Source organism: Pseudomonas sp. 67(2021), from assembly GCF_017491835.1.
Taxonomy (GTDB): domain Bacteria; phylum Pseudomonadota; class Gammaproteobacteria; order Pseudomonadales; family Pseudomonadaceae; genus Aquipseudomonas; species Aquipseudomonas atacamensis.
This window is the reverse complement of the sequence record NZ_JAFGYL010000027.1, coordinates 17,878-40,639: the sequence shown is the minus strand read 5'-3', so window position 1 is coordinate 40,639 and position 22,762 is coordinate 17,878. Positions and strand designations below refer to the sequence as shown.

Genomic DNA, 22,762 nt, shown 5'->3' with positions numbered 1-22,762 from the left:
GGCTGCGATCTGTTGGTGGCAACCAAGATCAAAAGATCGCAGCCTCGTTGCACTCGTCAGCTCCTACAGGGAACCGTGCACATATTTCATGGAGCCGACGCCCGGGCTCTGGTTACACTTGGGCCACCGCGCTCGCTGTGGAGCCGGTCTGAAAAACCAGGAGCCTGTCCCGCGTGCCCGCCCGAACGCCGAAACGATCACGACTGAGCCAACGCTGGCCGTTGCTGCGCCGCCTGTTCGGCAAAGGCCTGCCCGCCAGCGCCGGGCACGATGCTCACGCCGCGACCATCCGCGATTATTTCCGCGACGAGGCCAAAAGCCAGGGCTACACCCTCAGCCGCAGTCAGCAGCAAGTCATCGACTGCATGGCGCAGCAAGCCAGCGTGCTGCTCGGCGACAGCGGCCACACCCCGCCGAGTCTGTACCTGTACGGCGCCGTCGGGCGCGGCAAGAGCTGGTTGCTCGACGGTTTCTTCCAGGCGCTGCCGATCACGCGCAAACGCCGCCTGCATTTCCATCAGTTTTTTGCCCGGTTGCACGACGGCATGTTCCGTCATCGCCAGGAGGAAGACGCGCTGGAAATCACCCTGGATGAGTTGCTGGAAGATTGCCAGGTGCTGTGTTTCGACGAGTTTCACGTGCATGACATCGGCGATGCGATGCTGATCACGCGGCTGTTCAAGGCCCTGTTCAAACGGCAGATCATGCTGCTGGTGACCTCCAACTATGCACCCGAGGGCCTGCTGCCCAATCCGCTGTATCACGCGCGCTTCAAACCGGTGATCGAGCTGATCAACACGCGCATGCAAGTGATGGAAGTCGGCGGCGCCCACGACTACCGCGCACTCAACCGCCAACACACGCATCAAGTGTTTACCCAAGGACATTACGTATGGCCGGCGACGGCAGCTCAACGTCAGACACTGGACCTGCCACCAGCCGACGCGCCTGCCCTTGCCCTCGAAGTTGGCAAGCGCCAGCTTCAGGCCCGTTTTTGCCAAGGCCGGCGAGTCGCGTTCACCTTCAACGACCTGTGCGAACAGCCAACGGCAGTGATGGATTATCTGCAACTGTGCCAGCGTTTCGACCAGTGGATCATCGATGACCTGCCGCAGCTTGGCGAATGTCCGATCGCCGTGCAGCAGCGCTTCATCAATCTGATTGACGTGCTCTACGATCAGGACAAACACCTGACCCTGCTCGGCCAACTGCCGCTGGGCCAGAGCCTGGAAGGTCACGCCATCGACCTGGCGCGCACGCGCAGCCGGTTGGGGCAATTGCAGGAAATTCACGCTCCCAACTGACTCCCTACCCTGTGAGAGCGAGCCCTGTGGGAGCGAGCCTGCTCGCTCCCACAAGGTCCCGGGACAACTCAAAATCCGTTCAGCATCCGCTTTACCGCTATCATGTCGCCCATTCCAGCGCCCCCGCGTCGCTCCACCGATCAATAGCGAAACCAGACATGCACACCCTTGCTCAACTGCGCGCCGGCGAACTGTCAGGCATCACCCGCCTCGACCTGTCTTGCGGGCTGACCGAATTCCCCAACGAAATTTTCCAACTGGCCGAGACGCTGGAAGTGCTCAACCTCAGCGGCAACGCGCTGAGCAGCCTGCCGGACGACCTGCATCGCCTGACCCGCCTGCGCGTGCTGTTCTGCTCCGACAACCAGTTCAGCGAACTGCCGGCCTGCCTCGGCCAGTGCACCGCGCTGACCATGGTCGGCTTCAAGGCCAACCGCATCGTCAATGTGCCCGGTGCCGCCCTGCCGCCGCAGCTGCGCTGGCTGATCCTCACCGATAACCGCATCGAAAGCCTGCCCAGCGAACTCGGTGAACGCCCCGCTTTGCAGAAGCTCATGCTCGCCGGCAATCGCCTGCAATCGCTGCCAGACTCCCTGCGCCACTGCCATCGGCTGGAATTGCTGCGCATCGCTGCCAACCAACTCAGCGAACTGCCGCAGTGGTTGCTGACCTTGCCGAGCCTGACCTGGCTGGCCTACGCCGGCAATCCGCTGGAGACCGAAGCCGATGCCGCTGCCCTTGAGGCCACGCCGCTGATCGACTGGTCGGCGCTGCGCCTGGAGCAGCAACTGGGCGAAGGCGCTTCCGGGGTGATTTCCAAGGCAGTCTGGCAGCGCGACGACGGCACGGCGCAGGCGGTTGCAGTGAAGCTCTACAAAGGCGAGATGACCAGCGACGGCTCGCCGTTGCATGAGATGAACGCTTGCATCACCGCAGGCCTGCACCCGAACCTGATCCGCGTCGAAGGGCGCATCAGCGGCCATCCCGATCAACAGCAGGGGCTGGTAATGCAACTGATTGATCCGAGCTTCGGCAATCTCGCCGGTTTGCCCAGCCTGGACTCGTGCTCGCGGGATGTTTACGCCGAAGATCGCCAGTTCTCCGCCGACGTTGCCCTGCGCGTCGCCAAAGGCATCGCCTCAGCGGCCGAGCACCTGCACCGCCAAGGCATCACCCACGGCGATCTGTATGGCCACAACATTCTGTTGAACGATCGCGGCGATTGTCTGCTGGGGGATTTCGGCGCGGCGTCGTTTCATGCCACCGGCGATGATGTGCAGACGCGCGCATTGCAGCGCCTGGAAGTCCGTGCGTTCGGTGTGTTGTTGGGGGAATTGCTGGAGCGTGTCGACTCAGGATTGAGTACGGAGCGGCGCGCGCAACTGCAGGCGCTGGAGCGACGTTGCTGTCAGGCCGATGTGCTGGGCCGGCCGGGGTTCAGTGAAGTCATTGAGGTGCTGGAGAATCTGTGACCGCTGCGCGGTCAATCGCCAGCAGGCTCGCTCCCACAGTTGCAATACATTCCAGTGTGGGAGCGAGCCTGCTCGCGAAGAGGTCATTACTGGCGCGACAAATCAGCCAGCCAGACCGACGAACATGTCCTGCACGTCATCATGGTTGTCGAGGCCTTCGAGGAACGCTTCGACTTCAGCCATCTGCTCGTCGCTCAAGCCGCTGACCGGGTTCTTCGGCTGGTAGCCGAGCTTGGCCGAGAGCACGGTGAAGCCTTGTTCCGGCAGGGCTTTCTGCACGGCGTCGAGGTCGGTCGGGTCGGTGAGGAACAACGTCGCGCCCTCTTCGCCCGGCTCGAAATCCTGGGCTCCGGCTTCGATCGCAGCCATTTCTGGATCGGCATCCGGGCTGTCTGGCGCAGCTTCGATCATGCCGACGTGGTTGAACATCCACGCCACCGAACCGGAAGCGCCCAACTGGCCCTTGCGGAACGCCACGCGGATTTCCGCGACGGTGCGGTTGATGTTGTCGGTGACGCATTCGACGATCAGCGGCACCTGATGCGGGGCAAAGCCTTCGTAGGTCACGCGATGGTATTGCACGGTTTCACCCAGCAGACCGGCGCCTTTCTTGATCGCGCGATCGAGGGTTTCTTTTGGCATCGAGGCTTTCTTCGCCTGTTCGACCACCAGACGCAGGTGTGCGTTGGTGGCGGTATCGGCACCGTTGCGTGCAGCAATGGTGATTTCCTTCACCAGTTTGCCGAAGATCTTCCCTTTGGCGTTGGCTGCCGCTTCTTTGTGTTTAACCTTCCACTGTGCGCCCATTACTCACTCTCTTGATCTGTGGCGCCGAGACATCTATTGGCCGACGCGTGGCGGCAAGTTTATACGGCCTAAAGTCGGCAATCGACCAAAAAAACAGCCGACGGAATCGACATCTTCACCAAAGCATGTAGGGGGATTCTGAAAAGCGCCTTTGACATGACCATTCAGGCCGACGGTTTCGTACCCTTGAAACCCCGTATCGCCTGACAGGGCCTGCTCGAATGCTCAATGACAAGGAAAGTCCCTTCACCCTTACGCTGACCGACAGCGGATTGCGCCTGCCGGTGGTGCGTTTTCGCGGCGAGGAAGCGCTGAACCAGCCTTACCGTTTCGACATCGAACTGCTCGGCCTGGCCCCGGCCATCGTCCCGGGATCCTTTCTGCACCGGCCGGCCTTTCTGCGGCTCAGTGAGCAGCACGGGTTCCACGGCGTCATTTCCAGCGCCAGCTGCGAACATCGCGGGACCCATCGGGTCGGCTATCGACTGATTCTGGTGCCGCATCTGCAACAACTGGCGCAAACGCACAAGCGCCGCGTGTTTACTCACCTGAGTACGCCGCAAATCATCCAGCAACTGCTCGAAGAACATGCCCTGCCAGCGCACAGCTACCGCATTGAAATGAGCGTCGGTCACTACCCGGCAAGGGCGTTTTGCATTCAGTACGAAGAAAGCGATCTGGCATTGCTGCAGCGGCTATGCGAAGAAGAAGGCATCCACTATCACTTCGAACACGGGCCGGACGGACACGTCGTGGTGTTCGCCGACGACAGCCTGAGCCTGCCGCAGGAACCGGTTGAAATCCCTTTCAATGCTGATGAGCAACCACCATCGCCCTGCGTCAGCGCACTCTATCAACAGCATCGCGCGGCGCCCGTGCCGATGCTGCATGCGGTGCGCAATCGTGGCCAGCCAACCGGCAACGCCGAAGCCGCCAACGAAGTCTCCACCGAGTTGCCGATGCCCGCGCGATCGCCGGAACGTCTGTACGCCGAACAGCGCAGCCGGCGCCATCTGCAACGCCAGCGCTGCCAGTTGCGTTCCATTCACGGGCGCAGTGATTGCAGCGATTTGCTCAGTGGACGACTGCTGCTTGTGGCCGACCATCCGATTCATCATTTCAACGAACAATGGCTGATATGCGCCGTGCGCCACCAAGGGCAGCACCCTTCGATACTTGATCCGGCGCCAAGCGTTCAGCGTTATCACAACGACTTCACTGCGCAGCCCTGGTCGACCGATTTCCGTCCGCCACTCAAACAAGCTCGCCCGAATATTGCCGGTTATCACTTGGCGAAAGTCGCGGGTGCGCCTGGGCAACCTGCGCAAGTGGACGAAAACGGCTGCCTCGCTGTAAGCCTGTGGCCGTCTGCGGATAAATCCGCCAGCGACGCCCTGTGGCTGCCGATCGCCATGAGCCGGTTCAGCGGCCCCGTCGCGGTCGATCAATTACCGCGTGCCGGCAGTGAAGTGTGGGTGAGTTTCCTCGACAGTGATCCGGACCGACCGATCCTGTGCCTCAGCCACGCACGCCAGCCGCCGGAGCGCGAATCAGAACCCGCGCGCGACAGCCTGTTGCTCGACTGGCTGAGCCACCGCGCCGAGCATTGATCGGCGCCTCAGCCTTTGTCCGCCTTGCCCGCCGCCGCCGCGAATTTCGCCAGGCGCACGTCCAGATGCCGAGGCCGGCGCCCGTGATCTTCGGCGTGCTCCTTGCGGCGGATGGCGTTGCGCACCATCAGCGAGCCGAGGTAGCGAATCGGTTCCGGCGGGAAATAACCCAGCGGCCCGTTGACCAGCGGCGAACGGGTCCACGGGTTATCCAGGCCCTGCACCAGCGCGGCGAGAATCTGCCCGCCCATGTGACACGGGCCGACGCCGCTGCCGGAATAACCGAAGCCGTAAAACACGTTGCCCGCCGAGCTCATCTGGCCGAAAAACGGCAAACCGGTCACCGAACGATCCGACGGGCCGTTCCACGTCGCGTCGATTTTGACCTCCGCGAACGCCGGGAAAAAATCCGCGAGACTGCGCTTGAGCAATCCGGCATAAGGCGACGGCTGATCGAACACCGGCAGCATCCGCCCGCCATAGGCGAAGGTGTTGCCGCCCTTGCCGAGCATGATCCGACCGTCCGGGGTGTTGTGGTAGTAATGCACGAAAATCCGCGAATCGAGGACGCTGACGCCGCTGGTCAAACCGATTTGCTGCAGCAGGTCCGGGCGCGGTTCGGTGATCAGCATGTCACTGGAAACGATCGCCACACTGCGCTCGAACTGAGGAAACGCGCGGGCCATCCACGCATTCATCGCCAGTACCACCCGGTCGGCGATGACCTTGCCGCCGGGCGTGTGGATGCGTGCCGGGCGGCCCTCTTCCAGCCCGGTCATCGCCGTGCCTTCATGGATTTTCACGCCCAATTGCAATGCCACCCGGCGCAGACCGCGCACCAGTTTGCCCGGTTGCACGCTGGCAGCCGCCGGGGAAAACCAGCCCTCCAGATGTTTTGCCGAACCGGCCATACGCTGCACATCGGCAAGCGGGCGCTGGCTGAACGAGTTGATGCCATTACGCTCCAGCGCCGCGATCACCGCGTCAGTTGCGCCGACCTGGGCGCGATTGGTCGCGGTGTACAGCGTGCCGTCGAGGCGGTAGTCGGCATCGACGCCGTACTGCTCGCAGAACTCGCCGATCGCATGGATGCTGCGCTCCGATTCCCTGACCAGACGCACCGCTTCTTCGACGCCGAACAAGCGCTCCAGGGTGAAATACTTGGCCGACCATGACAGTGCGCAACCACCGTTACGGCCACTGGCGCCGGCACCGCAGATGTCTGCTTCGATCAGCAGCACCTCCAGCTCCGGGTTTTGCTCCTTGAGCATCATCGCCGTCCACAATCCGGTGTAGCCGCCGCCAACGATGCACACATCCGTGCGCACCTCGCCTTGCAGCGGTGGACACTGCTCGGCTGGGTCGGCCTGCAAGGCTTGCTCGAGCCAGAACGGTCGCATGGGAAATCTCCAGTCAGATAGCCACGACGCAGCCTGCCGCGCACCGCGCAGCAGGCCTCGGGGCGAAGGGTTTCAGGAACGCAGCGGTTTGACGCTTAGCGGGCAGTTGGGGATCGCCGCGCGCGGCTCCATCACGCCGACCGGCCGACTGTTCCAGTGCGGAATCAGCACCAGCGCCGAGAACAGCGCGCATCCGGCGAAGACGATAAACACCGTCACCGAGTCGAAGTAGCCCGGCAGCAAACCGCCGAGCACCGCGCCAACGGAGCCGCAGCCGTTGACGAAACCGGCGGCAGTGGCACCGGCCTTGGCCTTGCCGAAATCGATGGCCGCCGCACCGCTGATCATCGAGTCCGGGCCGTACAACGTCAGGCCCATGACGAACAGCAACGCGACGACCAACAACACGCTGCCAGTGTTCAGCGCGGCCATGAACAACGCCAGCGTCACGGTCAGCGCCAGCAGACTCAGCACGCAGGCCGGCATGCGTCGGGCGCCGAAGAGTTTGTCCGAGGCCAGGCCGATCATGATCGGTCCGAGCAATCCGGCCAGTTCAAACGCGGTGGGAATGATCGCCGCGCCGACCTTGCCGACACTGGGCATCTGCTCGAAAACAATCACTGGCCCCCACAACAGAATCGCGTAGCGCGCCGGTTTCAGCAGGAAATACGCCAGGCCCAGCACCAGCACCGTGCGGTTGCGCAGGATTTCCTTCAGTGGCTCCCAGACGCTGAGTTTGCTGTTGGCTGCGGTTTCTTCGGCGGTCAGTTCCGGCTCGGGCTCCACCGCCGGCAAGCCGACGTCTTCCGGTTTGTTGCGCTGGAAGATAAAGAACAGCACGGCGACCACCGCGACCACCGCCGCGCTGGAAATGAATGCCGCGTGCCAGGTGCCGACCAGCGTGTAGGCCCACCAGCCGGCGAACGGCGAGGCGACCAGACCACCAAACGCGTAACAGGAACTCCACAAGCCGAGCACGCGCCCGCGCTGCTCTGACGGGAAAAAGCTGCCAAGGTTTTTACACAGCCCGGACCAGCCAGTGGACTGCGCCAAACCTTGAATCAACATGCACGTGGCGAAGATCGGCAATGTAGCGAAACTGCCCATCACCAGCGCCGCAGCGGCGGATATCAGCAAGCCGCCAAACACCACCACTCGCGGGCCAAAGCGATCGGCGAGCATGCCCCAGGTGAACTGTCCGAGGGCATACGCCGCCAGATAGATCGCGTCGAGGTTGGCCATGGCCATTTTGTCGAGGGTGAAATCAGGGTCTTCGGCGATGCCCAGTTTGGCTACCGAAAAGGCTTTGCGGGTGAAGTAGAACGCGGCGTACGCGAGCCAGGTAATAGCGAAGATCTGCACGCGCCAACGCGCCAGGGTGCCGATGTGCTTGTTCATGGTGGTTCTGACCTCAGGGTGTGAGTGTGCCGGCAGAATCGATTAAGAAAAACGCCTGTGTTTTTTATTGTTGAGCACTGCGTTACCGCCCCTTCCCTTCGGCGATAACGGTCAGATGAGTCTGCTGTTGCACGCACAGGCTCATGGGCCGGCGCTGCTGTTCGACCGAGCAGTCAGCGATGGCGTGAGCCGATCAAAGCAATTACTGTTTAATAAATAAAATCGATTTATCGTATTTCACAAATAAGCCGAGCTTGTTACTGGAGCCACCATGTCCGTCTCTCATGCCCAACTCAAAGCGTTCCACGCGGTGGCCGTCCATGGCAGCTTCACCCGCGCCGCCGAGCGGCTTTATCTGACGCAACCGGCGATTTCCGACCAGGTACGCAAACTCGAAGAACGCTTCGGCGTGCTGCTGTTTCATCGCAATAAACGTTCCGTACGCCTGACCGATCTTGGCGAGCGCCTGCTGGCGATCACCCAGCGCCTGTTCGTGATCGAAGCCGAAGCGCAGGAATTGCTGCAGGAATCCCAGGCCCTGCAGACCGGCAGCCTGATTCTCGCAGTGGATGCGCCGATCCACGTGTTGCCGCAGATCGCACGGTTCTGCGAACGCTACCCGGGCATCAGCGTGAAAATCGAAACCGGCAATACCGATGAATCGCTGTTTCGCCTGTTCAACTATCAGGCCGATCTGGCGCTGCTCGGCCGCGACGTGACCGATGAACGCTTGCTGTGCGTGCCGTTGCGCAACGATCCGATGGTGGCGTTCGTTTCGCGCAATCATCCGTGGGCAGAGCGCGAATCGATCTGTCTGGCCGATCTGGATGACACGCCACTGGTGCTGCGTGAGATCGGTTCAGTAACCCGGCAGACCCTGGAAGAGGAAATGGCCCGAGCGGGCTTGCGCATTCGCCCGGCGATTCAGGTTGAAGGTCGGGAAGCGGCGCGCGAAGCCGTCGTGGTGGGGATCGGGGTTGGTGTGGTTTCAGCGGCGGAGTTCGGCGCCGACTCACGGGTCTGCGCGTTGCCGATCACCGACTGCACGAGGCGCCTGACCGAAACCCTGGTGTGCTTGCGCGAACAGAGTTCGCGGCGGGTGGTGGCGACGTTTCTCGATATGGTTCGCGAGAGCCTGACCTGACTCACTCCCTGTCCTGATCGTTCCCACGCTCTGCGTGGGAATGCCTCAACGGACGCTCCGCGTTCGGCTATTGGATGGGACGCAGAGCGCCCCGGGCTGCGTTCCCACGCAGAGCGTGGGAACGATCACGGTGCGGCTAGCGCCAGATCAAAAAACGCCTGAATCAAGCGCAACTCGCGCCGGCGCTCCATGCAGCCAATCATGTGCCGGTTCACCAGCCCTTCCCCGGCAATCGGGATCGCCACCACGCGCGGGTCATGACTGACCTCCACCGATGACACCACACCGACCCCCAACTCGGCCGCGACCGCTTCGGTCACCGCCTCGCGACTGTCCAGCTCCAGCAACACCCGCGGCTGAATCGACGCCTGCATACACGCCTGGTCAAACGTGCGCCGGGTAATCGAACTTGGCTCGCGCAGGACCATGATCACTTGGTCCAGCTCCTTGAGTTTCACGTCTGCGGAGCGATTCGCCCAGCGATGCCCCGCCGGCACCAGCGCGCAGATCCGCGATTCGCTCAGCGCTTGCAGATGCAGGCCCTTGCGCGGCTCGACCTCGGTCAGCACCGCGACATCGGCGTGTTCCGACAACAGCGCCGCCAGGGTTTCCTGCGCATTGCCCAGACGCAGGTTCACGGTGATGCCCGGATAGCGTGCGCGCAGGCTTGCCAGCATCGGCATGACCATGTGCGGCCCATCCGCCGCCACCTCCAGACGCCCGGTCAACAATTGCCGATTGGCCTCGAGCAGCGTCTGCGCTTCTTCCGCCAGGCCGAACATGGCGCGGGTGATCGCTGCCAGTTTGGTGCCCTCCTCGGTCAGTTCCACCCGTCGCGCGGTACGCCGCAGCAAAGTGATCTGGTAATGCTCTTCCAGTGCCTTGATGTGTCCGGTGACTGCCGGCTGGCTGATGAACAACCGCGCAGCCGCGCGGGTGAAGCTGCCTTCGCGGGCTACGGCATCGAAGGCGCGCAGCTGAAACAGGTTCATGGATAACCCTCACTGATGGCTGGCATAACAACAAACAATTTGATTGATGCAACGGCGAATTGCAACGTAGGCCCCGTAGCTTCATCCCACAGCGTTTTCGCGAGGACACACGAATGAGTACCGCCGCACCGATTCTGCTCACTCCCGGCCCGTTGACCACTTCGGCCCGCACCCGTCAGGCCATGATGGTCGACTGGGGTTCGTGGGATGACCGCTTCAACCAGCTGACCGCCAGCCTGTGCGAGCAATTACTGGCCATCCTCAACGGCGCCGCCAGCCACCATTGCGTACCGTTACAGGGCAGCGGCACCTTCGCCGTCGAAGCGGCGATCGGCACGCTGGTGCCGCGCGACGGCAAAATCCTCGTGCTGATCAACGGCGCGTACGGCAAGCGCCTGGCGAAAATCTGCGAAGTGCTCGGCCGCTCGTTCAGCACCTTCGAAACCGCCGAAGACGAACCGACCACCGCCGCCGACGTCGACCGCTTGCTGCGCGCCGACGCTGACATCACCCACGTGGCGCTGATCCACTGCGAAACCAGCACCGGCATTCTCAATCCGCTGGCAGAAATCGCCGAGGTCGTTGCGCAACACGGCAAACGTCTGATCATCGACGCCATGAGCTCCTTCGGCGCATTGCCCGTGGATGCGCAAAAAGTACCGTTCGACGCGCTGATCGCCGCCTCCGGCAAGTGCCTGGAAGGCGTACCGGGGATGGGTTTTGTCTTCGCCCGCAAGGAATCGCTGGCCGCCGCGGCTGGCAACTCGCACTCGCTGGCGATGGACCTGTACGACCAGCACGTCTACATGATGAAAACCGGGCAATGGCGCTTCACCCCGCCCACCCATGTGGTCGCGGCGCTGCACGAAGCGCTACTGCAATACAGCGAAGAAGGCGGCCTGCCAGCGCGGCATGCGCGTTATGCGGCCAACTGTCAGGCGCTGATGGAAGAGATGAACAAGCTCGGTTTGCGCAGCTTCCTGCCGGCGGCAATTCAGGCGCCGATCATCGCCACGTTCCATGCCCCGCAGGATCCGCGCTACCAGTTCAAGGAGTTCTACGAGCGGGTCAAGGCCAAGGGTTACATCCTCTACCCCGGCAAGCTGACCCAGGTCGAAACTTTCCGCGTCGGCTGCATTGGCCACGTCACCCCGGACGAAATGCGCCAGGCCGTAGCAGCAGTGGGTGAAGTGCTGCGCGAAATGGAAGTGCTCGACATCTGAGCCTCACCATAAATCCCCTGTGGGAGCGAGCCTGCTCGCGAAAGCGTCGTCTTAGGCGACACATAGGCTGATGTCAGACCGCTTTCGCGAGCAGGCTCGCTCCCACATTTTGATCTCATATTCAAATCAGGAATTCACGCCATGAACTACACCAATCCAAGCAAGCTGCAAGCCGCGATCCTCGACTGGGCCGGTACCGTGGTCGATTTCGGCTCGTTCGCGCCGACGCAGATCTTCGTCGAAGCCTTCGCCGAGTTCGACGTGCAGGTATCGATCGAAGAAGCCCGTGGGCCGATGGGGATGGGCAAGTGGGACCACATCCGCACCCTCTGTGATCAGCCGCAAGTGGCCGAGCGTTATCGCAAGGTGTTCGGTCGCACGCCGACCGACGATGACGTCACCGCTATCTACAACCGCTTCATGCCGTTGCAGATCGAGAAAATCGCCGAGCACTCGGCCCTGATTCCCGGCGCGCTGGACGCCATCGCCCAACTGCGCGCGCAAGGCATCAAGATCGGTTCCTGCTCCGGCTACCCGAAAGCGGTGATGGACAAAGTCGTCGAACTCGCCGCCAGCAACGGCTACGTCGCCGACCACGTGGTCGCCACCGACGAAGTGCCAAACGGTCGTCCATGGCCGGCGCAAGCGTTGGCCAATGTCATCGCTCTGGGCATCGACGATGTTGCAGCGTGCGTGAAGATCGACGACACCGTGCCGGGCATTCTCGAAGGCCGCCGGGCCGGCATGTGGACGGTTGCGCTGATTTGCTCGGGCAACGCGCTGGGTCTGGATTATGAGGGTTTCCGCGCGCTGGGCAGCGATGAACTCGCCAGTGAGCGCAAGCGCATCCACGCGCTGTTCGCAGATTCGCGGCCGCATTACATGATCGACACCATCAGCGATCTGCCGGAAGTGATCGCCGACATCAACAAGCGTCTGGCCAACGGTGAGATGCCGCAAAACGCTTGAGGCTGGAAAACTAAAACACCGCTGATTGCAATCAGCGGTGTTTTTTTTGCACTGTCTTGAGTAAAGACATCGCTTGATTATGACTTATTCGGAAATAAGGTTACCTTGCGCATCGTACGCAAGACCATCGGGATGTTTAACACTTCCGTCCGGCAATTGTTCAGTTCCATCTTCCCAGACAATACGGCCATCCGGATATTCAACGGTATTATCCGGCCAGACGATTCGCCCGTCCGGATACTCTACCCGGCCGTCTTCATATTGAATGATGCCGTCGGGACGCTTGATCGAAGTTTTATCTACAGCGACTACGCTGCCGTCAGGCAGTGTGGTGGAGCCATCGACATTGACTTTCGCACCAATTGTTTGAATCAGCGTTATCAAGGCCACAGGATCGATGTTGATGTTAAGGGTCGGCCATGGCATTGGCGGACGCTTGGTGTCAACCGGGGCCACTGGTTTGGTTGGCGCTACTGGCTTGGTTGGCGCCACTGGCTTGGTTGGCGCTACCGGCTTGGTCGGCGCCACTGGCTTGGTTGGCGCAACTGGCTTGGTCGGCGCCACTGGCTTGGTCGGCGCCACTGGCTTGGTCGGCGCCACTGGCTTGGTTGGCGCTACCGGCTTGGTCGGCGCCACTGGTTTGGTTGGAATTACTGGCTTGGTTGGCGCAACTGGTTTGGTTGGCGCAACTGGCTTTGTTGGTGTTACCGGCTTTGACGTAGTGGTAGTAGGGCGAGGCTTCGAGATCGGACTTTTCATATTCACACTCAAATTGATAAATATAGTTTTGATCTTTAATAACAAACTAAAGAGCCGAGCCGACAATAATCACGCACAACCAACTATTCAAACCAAAAGAAACCACAAGATATAAACAACATAGAGTTACGCTGCGCAGACCAACGTACAACAATAACTTTCAATAAACAGAAGTCATAAACCGTAAAACTTGCACTTCGATTGATTGCAAATATCATCACGCCGAAGGTTGGCATGTATTGATCGCGACCATCGGCTACATCGCTGCAAATCCGCGCCGTCCCTGCAGGCCACCCGTGTGGGCAAAGACCAGACGCGTGCCGACCGCGAATTCGCCCGACTCGACATGCTGCTTGAGCGCCAGCAAGGCCTTGCCGGTGTACAGCGGTTCCAAAGGGATGCCGCTGGTTTGCTCGGTCTGATCGATGAAGGTCAGCAACGCCTGGTCAACTTTGGCGAAACCACCACGGCTGGCATCGATCAGTTGATAGTCCGCCGCAGGCTCGGTGGCGTGCGCGAGTATCGACTCGATGTTCGGCGCTACGCCGTGATCATCCGGCACTGCCAGAGCACCGTACACCACGCGCTTGCCTTGCTCGGCGAGCGCCAGTCCGGCCAGTGTCGTGCCGGTGCCACAGGCCAGCCACCAGGCGTCGAAATCATCCCAGCCGAGCTTGGCCAATTGCTCTTCGGCCTGCTGCCTGATCGCTGCGCAACCCAAGGCGCCGGCCAGTCCACCACCGCCCTCGGGCACCGCATGCAGCGTCGGAAATTGCGCTTGCCATGGCACCCAGAATCCCGCTTCGTGCCGCGCGCGGTAGCCGGCGTAACCGAGCCAATGCAACTGCATGCCGAACGTTTGCAAATCCCGCACTGTCGGCGTGTCCTGCGGGTGCCCGCGCAGCAGCCCCACGGTTTTGAATCCCAGCTGCTTGCCCGCCGCCGCCAGCGCGTGCAGGTGATTGGAATGCGCACCGCCAAGGCTGATGATGCCCTCGGCGCCGGCACGCTCGGCGGCTTTGAGATGTTCAACGAGTTTGAACCACTTGTTGCCGCTGATCAGCGGGTCGATGCGATCGAGGCGCAGGATCGCGACCTCGATGCCGGCGTCTGCCAGCCAGCCTAGACGGAGCGGTTCGAGGGGGGCTTGGGCTAGCCAGTCGGGGGGAGGCAAAAGCATAAATGCCGGCTCTGTCTGCAGAGCCGGCATCTTAACAGCAGTGGCAAAAAACCTGCTGTTTGCAAGCGAACCTGCTCGCGAAGGCGTCGTGTCAGGCGAAATCCTCATAGCTGACGCTCCGCTTTCGCGAGCAGGCTCGCTCCCACAGGTGATGCGGTGCGCTTACAACTCAGCCGCCAGCCGCGAACCCTGATTAATCGCGCGCTTGGCATCCAGCTCCGCAGCCACATCCGCGCCGCCGATCAAGTGCACGTTCTGCCCGGCTTCAACCAGACCATCGTGCAACTCACGCAACGGATCCTGCCCCGCACAGATCACGATGTTGTCCACCGCCAGCAGTTGCGGCTCACCGCTTTCGCCGATGCGAATGTGCAAGCCTTGGTCATCGATGCTCAGGTATTCGACGCTGTTGAGCATCTGCACCTGCTTGTTCTTCAGACCGGTGCGATGAATCCAGCCGGTGGTTTTGCCCAGACCGTCGCCGACCTTGGTTTTCTTGCGCTGCAACAGGAACACCTCGCGGGCCGGCGCATGCGGCGCCGATTTGATTCCCGCCACACCACCACGGGCCTCCAGTTGCGTGTCGATGCCCCATTCCTTCCAGAACGCCGCGCGATCCAGACTGGTGGCCACGCCTTGATGAACGAGAAATTCCGAGACATCGAAACCGATCCCGCCCGCACCGATCACCGCGACACGCTTGCCGACCGGCTTGCGCTCGAGGATCACATCCAGATAACTCAGGACCTTGGCATTCTCGACGCCCGGAATCGCCGGCACGCGCGGGGCGATACCGGTGGCTAGGATGATCTCGTCGTAACCGCCCTCAACCAACTTGGCCACGTCGACACGGGTGTTCAGGCACACCTCGACATTCGTCGTTTGCAGCTTGCGGTTGAAGTAGCGCAGGGTTTCGAAAAACTCTTCCTTGCCCGGTACGCGCTTGGCGATGTTGAACTGGCCACCGATCTCGCTGGCCGAATCGAACAGCGTCACCTGATGACCGCGCTCGGCGGCCACGGTGGCGGCGGACAAACCGGCAGGGCCGGCACCGACCACGGCGATTTTCTTGATCTGCTGCACCGGCAGGTAATTGAGTTCGGTTTCGTGGCAGGCACGCGGGTTGACCAGGCAACTGGTGAGCTTGCCGCCAAAGGTGTGGTCGAGGCACGCCTGGTTGCAGCCGATGCAGGTGTTGATTTCGTCGGCACGCCCTGCGGCGGCCTTGTTGACGAAGTCCGGATCGGCGAGGAATGGTCGGGCCATGGAGACCATGTCGGCATCGCCTTCAGCAAGAATCTGCTCGGCAATTTCCGGGGTATTGATGCGGTTGGTGGTGATCAGCGGAATACTCACAGAGCCGCGCAACTTGGCCGTGACCTTGCTGAACGCTGCACGCGGAACCTTGGTGGCGATGGTCGGAATCCGCGCTTCGTGCCAGCCGATACCGGTGTTGATGATGGTCGCGCCCGCCTGTTCGATGGCTTTGGCCAGCATGACGATTTCATCCCAGGTGCTGCCACCTTCGACCAGATCGAGCATCGACAGGCGGAAGATGATGATGAAATTCGGCCCGACCGCTTCGCGCACACGACGGACAATTTCTACCGGCAGGCGCATGCGGTTTTCGTAGCTGCCACCCCAGCGGTCGGTGCGGTGATTCGTGTGCGCGGCGAGGAACTGGTTAATGAAGTAACCTTCCGAGCCCATGATCTCGACGCCGTCGTATTCGGCGGTTTGCGCCAATACCGAGCAGGTGACGAAATCGCTGATCTGCTTTTCGATGCCCTCTTCGTCCAGCTCTTTGGGCTTGAACGGGTTGATCGGCGCCTGAATCGCGCTCGGTGCTACTTGTTTCGGGCTGTAGGCGTAACGCCCGGCGTGAAGAATCTGCATGCAGATCTTGCCACCCGCCTCGTGCACCGCGCGGGTGACGATGCGGTGCTTGAGCGCCTCTTCTTCAGTTGTGAGCTTGGCCGCGCCGGAATACACGCCGCCCTCGTCATTCGGGCCGATGCCGCCGGTGACCATCAGGCCGACACCGCCACGGGCACGTTCGGCGAAGTACGCCGCCATGCGCTCGAAGCCACCCGGCTTTTCTTCCAGGCCGGTGTGCATCGAGCCCATCAGGGTACGGTTGCGCAGCGTGGTGAATCCCAGGTCCAGCGGGGCCAGCAAATGCGGGTAATGAGCGGCGGTCATCGGTAACTCCACAACGAGCGATCACGGAAAGTTGCGGGAGCTCTGCGTCCCCCGTCAGTCATGTTCGACAGACTAAGAGTCGCACCGCTGTCACTCAATGACCGTAACTGACAAGTTATTGATCCAAATGCGCAGCGCCCCTTGGCAATCAGGGCCATGGGCCCTACCCTAGGCGCCACACTCTGTACCCGGCTGTTGTTGGTTTTCATGCGCAAACTTCTGTATCTGTTTTTCTCCATGGCCCTCGTTGCCGCCCTGACCACCTACGCCATGTGGGCGGCAGACCGGCCGGCGGGACATTACCTGTCGGACCTGCGCATCAAGCTCGCCGTCAATCAGGGCACGCCCGGCGACCGTGGCAATCTGCTCGGCATTCAGCCCGAACTGTTCCCCACCGATTACCAAAGCTCCGCACGCCTGCACCGCAAACTCGCGGCGTATCTGCAGCAGGCCCGCGATCAGGGCTTGCTCAACGAAAAAACCGTGGTGGTGTTGCCCGAGCAGGTCGGCACCTGGCTGATGATCAGCGGCGAGAAAGACGAGTTGTATCAGGCGCCGACCCTGGCGGAGGCAATGAACTGGCTGGCGGCGAGCAATCCGCTGTTGTTTGCCCGAGCGTGGCTGCGGGCCAAGGGCGAGCAACGGCTGGATGATGCTTATCTGCGGATGAAAGCCAAGGCCATGGCCAAGGATTACCAGGCGCTGTTCGGCGGTCTGGCCAAGGAGTTCCAGGTCACTCTGGTCGCCGGGTCCATCGTGCTGCCGGAGCCAAGCATCCGCGACGGCCGGCTCAGGCCCGGCAGCGGCGCCCTGTTCAACAGCAGCGTGGTGTTTGGTCGCGACGGCGTGCCATTGGGCCAGCCGCAGCGGCAGATGCATCCAATCTTCGATCAGCAAGGTGTGATTCAGGCCGAAGACAAACACGCCATCCAGGTCGTCGACACACCGGCCGGACGCTTGGGCATCCTGATCGGCAGTGACAGCTGGTACCCCGGCAACTACCGCACCCTCGATGAACAAGGCGCGCAACTGGTGGCGGTGCCGGCGCAGGTTATCGGCCAAGACGCATGGGACAAGCCATGGCGTGGCTACAAGGGTTCGAGCACGCCGGGCTCGGTCAGCCTCAAGCCCGGCGACCTCAGTGAAGGTCAAGCCTGGCATCGACTGACCCTCACCGCGCAACCGCCAAGCAGCCACGCGATTGCCGGCGTCAGTGTGTTCATGCGCGGGCAGTTCTGGGACAAGCCGAGTACCGGCACAAGCTTCCTCAGCAGCAACGGCCAGCAGTTCGCCGATGGCGAGGCCCGTGGTGCGCGCTTGCTGAACGTCTGGCTATAAACCATGAAGCCGCAGCCGATGCGCCTCGGGGATCTGTCGGTGGGCTTCGTCCATAGTCTGGCCGACGCCGTGCGCAGCCACGACGCCGATCCGCTGCCTCTGCTTGAACAATATGGCCTCGATGCCGCGCGACTGGCCGAGGTCGGGGCACGCTTGTCGATCCCGCGTTACATGCGCCTGGGCCATGCGGCGATTCAACTGACCGGCGATCCGGCCCTGGGCCTGCGCATGGGCCGGATGATCCGCTTGAATCAGGCTGGGCTGGCCGGCATCACCGCCGCGCAAGCGCCGACCGTGCGCGAGGCGGCCCGCTGCCTGACGCGCTTCGAACCGCTATACGGTTCCAACTATCGCGGGCAGTCCAGTTTTCACGAAGATGCCAACGGTGCGTGGCTGCGCTTCTACTCGATCAGCCCTTACAACGCCTATAACCGCTTCGTGGTCGACTCGATCCTCGCCGGCTGGCTGCATCAGTTGTCGAGCCTGTGCGGCGAAACGTTGCGCGCCGAGCGAATCGAAATCGAATTCGAAGCGCCGGATTACCGCGACGCCTACACAATGCTTGGCGACTGCCCGATCCAGTTCAGCGCCGAACGCAATCAGCTGCGCCTGAGCCTGAACAGCCTTGCCCTGCGCAACCCTGAACATTGCCCGAGCACCTGGCGACATCTGCTGCAATTGTGCGAGCGGGAGCTGGAACAACTGACCCGCACCCGCAGCCTGCGCGAGCGCATCACTCAGTTGCTCGGCCCGCTGCTCAACGGCGGCCGCGAGCCGGATCTCGAGGAAGTCGCGGCACGCCTGAAATTGCCGACCTGGACCCTGCGGCGCAAACTAGCAGAGGAAGGCACGCAATTTCGCGCGATCCTCAATGACACACGCCGCGACCTGGCAATGACCTACATCCGCGACACCGAACTGGCGTTCGGCGAGATCGCTTACCTGCTGGGCTTTGCCTCAGCTGAAGCCTTCCAGCGTGCATTCAAACGCTGGAGCGGGCAGACGCCCGGCGAATCCCGACGAAATTACCGCTCGGGAGCCTGAAGCTCAGAGCTCCGTCGCGTCGTCTGCAGGCTCTGGTTGATCCAGCTCAAAGGCCTGGTATTCGAGCAGTTCTTCCTGATACTCATCCATCGTATGAATCCCCCGACTACTCGCTATGAAAATGGCCTGATCAATCGACCTGTGCCCCGAGCATAAAGTGCCCGTGTGAAGGAAAAGTGAAACGCAGCCTTCATGAATAAAACGTAGCAGGTGGCTGGGGATTTATCGCGGCGATGGTGTCGCAGGTGTGTAACCAGATCTTAAGCCAACCCGAAAACCACTGTGGGAGCGACCCTGCTCGCGAAGGCGGTGTGTCAGTCTGATCATCTGTCGACTGATACACCGCTTCGCGAGCAGGCTCGCTCCCACAGGGTCTCGCTTGGTTTCTTATTGGCCCGACGCAGGCATCGCCGGAATCGGCTCGGACGGTGGAGGAATATCCGGGTTGGTCGGTGGCGTGATGGTTTCGCTGGCCGGCGCGGGCTCTTCCACGGGCGCTGGCGCAGGCGTAATCGGCGTCGACTCCGCTGGCGGCACCACCGGCTCGGAGCTCACTGGCGCGGCTTCAATCGGGGCCGGTGCAGGTTCCGCAGCCGGCGCAGGGGCCGGCTCTGCTGCCGGTGTCGGCATCAGTGGCGCAGCAGCCGGAGCAGGCGTCACCTTCGGCTCAGGCACACCGAGGTCGGTTTTCGGTTTTTCTTCGATATGCGCCGCTTTCTTCGCATCGGCGGGCAGGAACTGCTCCACCAGCGTGAAGAAGCGCTCGTAGAACTTCTGCGCCGTGACCGTCTCACTGGCGACCTTGACCATCGAATCATCCGAGGAGCCGATCGGCATCGACACCGAGCCCAACACACCAACCCCGAGGCTGGCCGAGTTGTTGGTCTTCTTCAAAGCATAACGATCCTGCAAGGCGTTGGCGAACACCGTCGCATGATGCCCGGCGCTGCCATCTTCGGCGCAGACCACGTTGAAGCTGATCTCGAGATGGGTCTCGCCGGTCTGCTGGAAGCTCTTGTGACCGCTGACCAGCTTCGGATCACTGCTGGTAATGATGTAGCCCTGACTGAGCAACGCGCGCCGGGCCGCTTCGCAACTGGCGGTGTCGGTTACCGGATAATTGCGCGAAAAGGTGCCGGAGTCATCGAAGTTCTCATGCTCATAGATCGGCTTGTCCTTCGAACAACCGGCCACCGCAGTCAACAAAAGCGCCAGCCCGACAACACGCATGGGAGTGGAAATCAACATTGAACATCCTGAGGGAAAACAGTCCGGGGCGTATTGTGCAACAGATCGCCGCCCCATGGCGCATGGAATAGTATCAAGAATCGGTTACAACTTTACCGGTCATCGCCATCAGGAAAAAGCCGCGTGGACAAATGATCGATCAACGCGCGCAATTTCGCCGTGGCTTGTCGGCTCGACGGCCATAACACCCCAGAACCGACCGGCGTGTTCTAAATGCAAAAGAAAGGTAAAAACTCAAGTTCAGGTCAGCTGTCAGGCCGCCTTCGCGAGCAGGCTCGCTCCCACAGAAAAGCAAAGCAGCGCAGCTGCCCGCGGCAAAGCCGCCCCACTCAACAATGAGCGCAAGCTCGAGTGCTTCTGATCTTGCTTTTGATCCACCGGCGACGTCGGAAGGCTGAGCGGAGGGATTGATCCGGGTGTGGGAGCGTAGCGACCGTCTGGCGCAGCCAGACACAGCGGAAGGAGGTGCAGCGAAGCAAACCGGAGCCGCTGCGCCCGGATCGATCCCGCAGCGAAGGAACCCGAGCCTGCGAGGGCCGAACGTAGGAGCAAGCCTTTTTGGGTACTTTTTCGGCGTCTGGAAAAAGTGCCTCGCCGTAAGGGCGAAACCACCAGCTGCCGCACCCGAAGAAACGGATATTCACCCAAACCACCCAGAGCATGGCCGGCCCAAAGGCCGCCAAGCCACCAAAAACAAAAAAGCCCCGACCAACCAGGCCGGGGCTCCTTCAAACGTCAGTCAAAAGATCAGAACCGCTCGATCTCCGCCTCAGCTTCCAACTGCTTGCGATACGCCGCAAAGTCCTGCTGCCCTTCACGGGAAGCCAGGAAGCGACGATATTGCGCCTTCTCTTCATCAGTAGGCGCGGCAGCTTCGTTAACACCGTTGAGTCGCACAACCATCAGACTGCCATCCGGCAAGGTAACGCTGGAGAACGTCGGCTTGTCTTTGGCAGCCGGCTTCGGCATCCGGAACAGTGCCTGCAGCACAGCCGGATCAACCCCTTCCTGACCACGGGTGGCCGCTTCGGTGATCTTCCAGTTCTGACCGTCAATGGCCTTGTCCAGCGGCGCCTTGCCATCGCGCAGATCAGCGATCAGCTTCTCGGCACGGGTCTTGGCCTCGGCACTGGCGTGCTCCTTGGTCAGCTGAGTGCGGATCGCCGCGCTCACACTTTCCAGCGGCAGTTGCGCAGGCTTCAGGTGCTCCTTGGAACGCAGCACGATCACGGTTTCCGGGTCCAGCTCGATGGCGGTGCTGTTGGCACCTTCATCAATCACTTCCGGGCTGAACGCGGCAGTGATCACGGCACGGTTGGCGGCAACACCTTCGCCACCTTCACGGCCGAACGGTTTGGAAGTGTGCACGGTCAGTTTCAGATCCGCTGCTGGCTGCGCCAGGTCAGAGGCTTCGAACGCCGAGTCTTCCAGTTGCTTGGTCGCCTCAACAAAACGCTGCTCGACCTGAGCGGCTTTCAGCTCGCGGGTCAGCTTGTCTTTCAGGCTGGCCAGGGTCGGCACTTCAGGCGCTTCCACGCCCAACAGCTTGATCAGGTGATAACCGAAGTCGGTTCGAATCGGCTCGGACACCTGGTCTTTCGACAGCGAGTACAGAGCCTTTTCGAAGGCCGGATCGTAAACGCCAGGACCGGCATAACCAAGGTCACCACCATTGTTGGCGGAACCCGGGTCCTGCGAGAACTCTTTGGCCAGCGCTTCGAACTTCTCGCCCTTGGCCAGACGCGCCTGGACTTCGTCGATCTTCGCCTTAGCCTGCGCTTCGGTAGTCTTGTCGTTCACTTCGATGAGGATGTGCGCGGCACGACGCTGTTCCGCCAGGTTGGCGATCTCTTTCTGGTACGCCGCCTCAAGGTCTTCATCCTTGACCGCAACCTGATCAAAGAACGACGACTTCTTCAGCTCGACGTAATCGATGATCACCTGATCCGGCGTCATGAATTCCTTGGCGTGTTCGTCGTAGTAAGCCTTGACCTCGTCATCGGTCAGCTTGACCGCAGCCGGGTCGGCCTTGACGTTCAGAGTGGCGAAATCACGGGTCTGTTTTTCCAGACGGGCGAATGCCAGCACTTCGGCGTCGGTGACGAAACCGCTGCCGGCAACGCCAGCGCGCAATTGGCCGATGAGCATTTCCTGAGCCAGCATCTGGCGGAACTGCATGCGGCTGTAGCCCAGTTGACGGATCACCTGGTCGAAACGCTCGGAGCTGAACTTGCCATCGACCTGGAATTCAGGCGTCTGCAGGATCACTTGATCCAGCGCGGCTTCGGAGAACGAGAACTTCGCCTGTTCGGCGCCTTGCAGCAGCAACTTGCGGTCGATCAGGCCTTTGAGCGCCGATTCGCGCAGCATCTTTTCGTCGAGCAAGGAAGCATCGAAGTCCTTGCCCAGCTGTTGCATCAGCTGACGGCGTTGCATATCAACGGCCTGGCTCAGCTCGTTCTGGCTGATTTCGTCACCATTGACCTTGGCCGCCTCGTTCTTGTGAGTCGTGGCCTGGAAAATGGCATCGAAACCGGTCAGGGCCATCAGTGCAACGATGACCCCGATAATGGTCTTGGCAATCCAGCCTTGTGAATTGTCCCTGATATTCTGCAGCATGCGTCCCCCAGAAACGGTTGAACTTCAATTTAGGCAACCGTGGAGCGTGGGTA

At 61.3% G+C, this 22,762-nt stretch carries 18 protein-coding genes and 1 pseudogene; 9 read left to right on the top strand and 10 right to left on the bottom strand.

The window, feature by feature from the left end; translation table 11 throughout:
- Nucleotides 1-173 precede the first annotated feature (173 nt).
- Complete coding sequence (gene zapE / locus J5M66_RS24170; protein WP_207808110.1) at nucleotides 174-1,304, top strand: cell division protein ZapE; 1,131 nt, start codon at nucleotides 174-176, stop codon at nucleotides 1,302-1,304.
- Nucleotides 1,305-1,462: 158 nt separating this feature from the next.
- Complete coding sequence (locus tag J5M66_RS24165) at nucleotides 1,463-2,776, top strand: protein kinase (RefSeq protein WP_207808109.1); 1,314 nt, start codon at nucleotides 1,463-1,465, stop codon at nucleotides 2,774-2,776.
- A 102-nt stretch (nucleotides 2,777-2,878) separates the two neighbouring features.
- Here the strand turns inward: J5M66_RS24165 and J5M66_RS24160 are convergent, their stop codons facing one another.
- Complete coding sequence (locus J5M66_RS24160; RefSeq protein WP_016775324.1) at nucleotides 2,879-3,583, bottom strand: YebC/PmpR family DNA-binding transcriptional regulator; 705 nt, start codon at nucleotides 3,581-3,583, stop codon at nucleotides 2,879-2,881.
- A 221-nt stretch (nucleotides 3,584-3,804) separates the two neighbouring features.
- Between J5M66_RS24160 and tssI the strand changes: the two genes are divergently transcribed.
- The gene (tssI, locus tag J5M66_RS24155; RefSeq protein WP_207808108.1) at nucleotides 3,805-5,193 is read left to right on the top strand and encodes a type VI secretion system tip protein TssI/VgrG; all 1,389 of its coding nucleotides are present in this window, start codon (nucleotides 3,805-3,807) and stop codon (nucleotides 5,191-5,193) included.
- Between the two features lie 8 nt (nucleotides 5,194-5,201).
- On the opposite strand, the gene J5M66_RS24150 is transcribed toward tssI, so the two are convergent.
- Both J5M66_RS24150 and J5M66_RS24145 read right to left on the bottom strand, forming a co-directional pair.
- Nucleotides 5,202-6,593 carry an FAD-dependent oxidoreductase gene (locus tag J5M66_RS24150; RefSeq protein WP_207808107.1) on the bottom strand — a complete coding sequence of 464 codons (1,392 nt, stop codon included), beginning with the start codon at nucleotides 6,591-6,593 and terminating at the stop codon, nucleotides 5,202-5,204.
- A gap of 72 nt (nucleotides 6,594-6,665) precedes the next feature.
- Nucleotides 6,666-7,991 (bottom strand): MFS transporter, encoded by a 1,326-nt coding sequence (locus tag J5M66_RS24145; protein ID WP_125918095.1) that lies wholly within the window; start codon nucleotides 7,989-7,991, stop codon nucleotides 6,666-6,668.
- 271 nt (nucleotides 7,992-8,262) lie between these two features.
- On the opposite strand from J5M66_RS24145, the gene J5M66_RS24140 reads away from it, so the two are divergent.
- A complete protein-coding gene (locus tag J5M66_RS24140) occupies nucleotides 8,263-9,135 on the top strand; it encodes a LysR family transcriptional regulator (RefSeq protein WP_024013451.1) in 873 nt (290 codons plus the stop codon).
- A gap of 125 nt (nucleotides 9,136-9,260) precedes the next feature.
- Here the strand turns inward: J5M66_RS24140 and J5M66_RS24135 are convergent, their stop codons facing one another.
- A complete protein-coding gene (locus J5M66_RS24135) occupies nucleotides 9,261-10,127 on the bottom strand; it encodes a LysR substrate-binding domain-containing protein (protein ID WP_071172937.1) in 867 nt (288 codons plus the stop codon).
- Between the two features lie 113 nt (nucleotides 10,128-10,240).
- Here J5M66_RS24135 and J5M66_RS24130 point away from each other — a divergent pair, with 113 nt between their 5' ends.
- Nucleotides 10,241-11,350 carry a 2-aminoethylphosphonate--pyruvate transaminase gene (locus J5M66_RS24130; RefSeq protein ID WP_123442096.1) on the top strand — a complete coding sequence of 370 codons (1,110 nt, stop codon included), beginning with the start codon at nucleotides 10,241-10,243 and terminating at the stop codon, nucleotides 11,348-11,350.
- A gap of 141 nt (nucleotides 11,351-11,491) precedes the next feature.
- Nucleotides 11,492-12,319: a phosphonoacetaldehyde hydrolase gene (gene phnX / locus J5M66_RS24125; RefSeq protein ID WP_016770551.1), complete on the top strand. Its 828-nt coding sequence runs from the start codon at nucleotides 11,492-11,494 to the stop codon at nucleotides 12,317-12,319.
- 84 nt (nucleotides 12,320-12,403) lie between these two features.
- On the opposite strand, the gene J5M66_RS24120 is transcribed toward phnX, so the two are convergent.
- Nucleotides 12,404-12,745 (bottom strand): hypothetical protein, encoded by a 342-nt coding sequence (locus J5M66_RS24120; protein WP_016770552.1) that lies wholly within the window; start codon nucleotides 12,743-12,745, stop codon nucleotides 12,404-12,406.
- An 88-nt stretch (nucleotides 12,746-12,833) separates the two neighbouring features.
- Between J5M66_RS24120 and J5M66_RS24115 the strand changes: the two genes are divergently transcribed.
- Complete coding sequence (locus J5M66_RS24115; RefSeq protein ID WP_201278856.1) at nucleotides 12,834-13,193, top strand: collagen-like protein; 360 nt, start codon at nucleotides 12,834-12,836, stop codon at nucleotides 13,191-13,193.
- A gap of 141 nt (nucleotides 13,194-13,334) precedes the next feature.
- On the opposite strand, the gene J5M66_RS24110 is transcribed toward J5M66_RS24115, so the two are convergent.
- Both J5M66_RS24110 and J5M66_RS24105 read right to left on the bottom strand, forming a co-directional pair.
- Nucleotides 13,335-14,258, bottom strand: coding sequence for a pyridoxal-phosphate dependent enzyme (locus J5M66_RS24110; RefSeq protein WP_207808106.1), 924 nt, complete (start codon nucleotides 14,256-14,258; stop codon nucleotides 13,335-13,337).
- Nucleotides 14,259-14,420: 162 nt separating this feature from the next.
- Nucleotides 14,421-16,460 (bottom strand): NADPH-dependent 2,4-dienoyl-CoA reductase, encoded by a 2,040-nt coding sequence (locus J5M66_RS24105; RefSeq protein WP_207808105.1) that lies wholly within the window; start codon nucleotides 16,458-16,460, stop codon nucleotides 14,421-14,423.
- Between the two features lie 207 nt (nucleotides 16,461-16,667).
- On the opposite strand from J5M66_RS24105, the gene J5M66_RS24100 reads away from it, so the two are divergent.
- Nucleotides 16,668-17,798: a nitrilase-related carbon-nitrogen hydrolase gene (locus J5M66_RS24100; protein WP_206421870.1), complete on the top strand. Its 1,131-nt coding sequence runs from the start codon at nucleotides 16,668-16,670 to the stop codon at nucleotides 17,796-17,798.
- 3 nt (nucleotides 17,799-17,801) lie between these two features.
- Nucleotides 17,802-18,842, top strand: coding sequence for an AraC family transcriptional regulator (locus J5M66_RS24095; RefSeq protein ID WP_206421869.1), 1,041 nt, complete (start codon nucleotides 17,802-17,804; stop codon nucleotides 18,840-18,842).
- 387 nt (nucleotides 18,843-19,229) lie between these two features.
- Here the strand turns inward: J5M66_RS24095 and J5M66_RS24090 are convergent, their stop codons facing one another.
- From J5M66_RS24090 to J5M66_RS24085, 3 genes and pseudogenes are all read right to left on the bottom strand, one after another.
- Nucleotides 19,230-20,090, bottom strand: coding sequence for a DUF2242 domain-containing protein (locus tag J5M66_RS24090; protein ID WP_207808104.1), 861 nt, complete (start codon nucleotides 20,088-20,090; stop codon nucleotides 19,230-19,232).
- A gap of 92 nt (nucleotides 20,091-20,182) precedes the next feature.
- Nucleotides 20,183-20,306, bottom strand: a pseudogene (locus J5M66_RS27065) (LysR family transcriptional regulator); the annotation flags it as partial.
- Nucleotides 20,307-20,837: 531 nt separating this feature from the next.
- Complete coding sequence (locus J5M66_RS24085) at nucleotides 20,838-22,709, bottom strand: SurA N-terminal domain-containing protein (RefSeq protein ID WP_207808103.1); 1,872 nt, start codon at nucleotides 22,707-22,709, stop codon at nucleotides 20,838-20,840.
- Nucleotides 22,710-22,762 lie beyond the last annotated feature (53 nt).

What these genes read in the sequence shown, in the direction of transcription:
- J5M66_RS24165 (WP_207808109.1), top strand. Translation starts at nt 1,463, where the DNA reads ATGCACACCCTTGCTCAACTGCGCGCCGGCGAACTGTCAGGCATCACC.
- J5M66_RS24160 (WP_016775324.1), bottom strand. Translation starts at nt 3,583, where the DNA reads ATGGGCGCACAGTGGAAGGTTAAACACAAAGAAGCGGCAGCCAACGCC.
- tssI (WP_207808108.1), top strand. Translation starts at nt 3,805, where the DNA reads ATGCTCAATGACAAGGAAAGTCCCTTCACCCTTACGCTGACCGACAGC.
- J5M66_RS24150 (WP_207808107.1), bottom strand. Translation starts at nt 6,593, where the DNA reads ATGCGACCGTTCTGGCTCGAGCAAGCCTTGCAGGCCGACCCAGCCGAG.
- J5M66_RS24145 (WP_125918095.1), bottom strand. Translation starts at nt 7,991, where the DNA reads ATGAACAAGCACATCGGCACCCTGGCGCGTTGGCGCGTGCAGATCTTC.
- J5M66_RS24140 (WP_024013451.1), top strand. Translation starts at nt 8,263, where the DNA reads ATGTCCGTCTCTCATGCCCAACTCAAAGCGTTCCACGCGGTGGCCGTC.
- J5M66_RS24135 (WP_071172937.1), bottom strand. Translation starts at nt 10,127, where the DNA reads ATGAACCTGTTTCAGCTGCGCGCCTTCGATGCCGTAGCCCGCGAAGGC.
- J5M66_RS24130 (WP_123442096.1), top strand. Translation starts at nt 10,241, where the DNA reads ATGAGTACCGCCGCACCGATTCTGCTCACTCCCGGCCCGTTGACCACT.
- phnX (WP_016770551.1), top strand. Translation starts at nt 11,492, where the DNA reads ATGAACTACACCAATCCAAGCAAGCTGCAAGCCGCGATCCTCGACTGG.
- J5M66_RS24120 (WP_016770552.1), bottom strand. Translation starts at nt 12,745, where the DNA reads ATGCCATGGCCGACCCTTAACATCAACATCGATCCTGTGGCCTTGATA.
- J5M66_RS24110 (WP_207808106.1), bottom strand. Translation starts at nt 14,258, where the DNA reads ATGCTTTTGCCTCCCCCCGACTGGCTAGCCCAAGCCCCCCTCGAACCG.
- J5M66_RS24105 (WP_207808105.1), bottom strand. Translation starts at nt 16,460, where the DNA reads ATGACCGCCGCTCATTACCCGCATTTGCTGGCCCCGCTGGACCTGGGA.
- J5M66_RS24100 (WP_206421870.1), top strand. Translation starts at nt 16,668, where the DNA reads ATGCGCAAACTTCTGTATCTGTTTTTCTCCATGGCCCTCGTTGCCGCC.
- J5M66_RS24095 (WP_206421869.1), top strand. Translation starts at nt 17,802, where the DNA reads ATGAAGCCGCAGCCGATGCGCCTCGGGGATCTGTCGGTGGGCTTCGTC.
- J5M66_RS24090 (WP_207808104.1), bottom strand. Translation starts at nt 20,090, where the DNA reads ATGTTGATTTCCACTCCCATGCGTGTTGTCGGGCTGGCGCTTTTGTTG.
- J5M66_RS24085 (WP_207808103.1), bottom strand. Translation starts at nt 22,709, where the DNA reads ATGCTGCAGAATATCAGGGACAATTCACAAGGCTGGATTGCCAAGACC.